Origin of the sequence: Micromonospora sp. NPDC004551, from assembly GCF_040609975.1 — a bacterium.
Taxonomy (GTDB): Bacteria; Actinomycetota; Actinomycetes; order Mycobacteriales; family Micromonosporaceae; genus Micromonospora.
In genome coordinates this window covers 1-1,382 of sequence record NZ_JBEXLM010000086.1, presented here as the reverse complement: position 1 = coordinate 1,382, position 1,382 = coordinate 1, and the positions used below count along the sequence as shown (strand labels likewise).

2 protein-coding genes are annotated in these 1,382 nt (G+C 59.2%); both read right to left on the bottom strand.

What is annotated here, in order from left to right; genetic code table 11:
• Window positions 1-190: 190 nt before the first annotated feature.
• Entirely contained in the window at window positions 191-457 is a 267-nt protein-coding gene (locus ABZW14_RS34215) for a YrhB domain-containing protein (RefSeq protein WP_355355396.1), read from the bottom strand.
• On the bottom strand, window positions 454-1,263 hold the full coding sequence (locus tag ABZW14_RS34210) for a toxin glutamine deamidase domain-containing protein (RefSeq protein WP_355355393.1): 810 nt from the start codon (window positions 1,261-1,263) through the stop codon (window positions 454-456). The genes ABZW14_RS34215 and ABZW14_RS34210 overlap by 4 nt, the downstream gene beginning before the upstream one ends.
• Between the last annotated feature and the right edge of the window lie 119 nt (window positions 1,264-1,382).

Here is a 1,382-nt window from a genome sequence, read left to right as displayed (position 1 = left end):
CGGAGGCTGGGGCGGCGGCCGGGCTCGCGCCTGGAGGACGGCTGACCGCGCTGTTCGCCACGCTGCCGGTTTGGGCGATGACCGAATGCATAGCTCCGTCACGCATCGCGCGACGGAGCTATGCATTACATGACGTAGATCTGGCAACCGAAAATGCGCCTGGCTGTTCGGCTGCTACGAGGAGCGGGGCCTATTCGCTCCACAGCTGCATTTCGGCAATTTCTCCCATGCGGGCCTGCCCGGTAGAAAGGTCCACAAGAATCGGCCAGCAGTCGAGGAGCATGTGGCTCGGGTTGCGGGTTTTCAGGTATTGCTCGGAGTTGAAGGGGGCGATTAGCAGCCCATTCTTTTCTCGCACTCGATCGTAATCGATTTTAAGTACCGGGTCGTACGGACCCGTCTCTTGCACGAGAAGTTCCTCTGCCGCCTTCAAAGCTTCGGATTGGCTCAGCGTCATTTTGTCCTCAGGAACTTGTAGTTCAGGTAGGGCGTCGGGTTTGCGTGACCAGTCTGGCCGTCCAAAAATACTACATCGCCATCACGGTTGACCACATTGAAGACATGACCACCATCCTTATTGGCGCCATAGACAATACCCCGAGAGCCGTCGCCTGCCCCCTTGATGTCCTTCACGATATTGGACAACGATCTATTCCTGAACCGCTTTCCATAATACTTCTCCAGCGGCTCGAAGGGGCCACGCCCCAAATCGGGGAGAGCGGAGGTTGGTGCACCATCCAGGGTCCTATCAACGGCCAGTACGCATGCACGGCAGTTTTTCTTACCCCCGCCGGGGTTGACCATATTCATCAGGTCTTCAGTCACGGGCGTCTTGTACCCGTCCCCCAGCACGGTCTTACCACCGCCACCTTCCCCCCACCGGACATTCCCGACCCTGTTGAACGCTTTTTCGTTCTTAACGGCCTTGACAAGATCTGTGGCATTGATGGCTGTCTTTCCCGCCTTGACCCAACGCAGGAATATGACCGCACCAAGGGCACGATCGGCAGAGGAGAGCTCCTCTCCAGTTACTGAGTCTGTTCCGGTGAGGAGCTCAGCAATCCCCTTCACGTCCCCCACGCCGGGAAGGAGGTTCATAATCGCGGAGATGATGGCCTGCTTGGCTTTGTCCTCCTCTGCCTTGGACCCGCCAAAGATCCAGTCACCGGCGTCAGACAGGTCCAGATCCTTGAAGAGGCTGCCGTCCTCCGAAAGCGCACCGCTCTTGAGCCTCTTGTTCAAGTCATCGAAAGCCTTGTCCATCCCGGCCACGGCGCGATTGGTTTGGCGCGACTTCGCCCGGCACGGCACCACCATGGCGCTGTTCCTCTCCGCCGCCCGCTCCGGGCAGGCGCAGGCGGAACTGCTGGCCGGTGGCTACC

What these genes read in the sequence shown, in the direction of transcription:
- ABZW14_RS34215 (WP_355355396.1), bottom strand. Translation starts at nt 457, where the DNA reads ATGACGCTGAGCCAATCCGAAGCTTTGAAGGCGGCAGAGGAACTTCTC.
- ABZW14_RS34210 (WP_355355393.1), bottom strand. Translation starts at nt 1,263, where the DNA reads ATGGACAAGGCTTTCGATGACTTGAACAAGAGGCTCAAGAGCGGTGCG.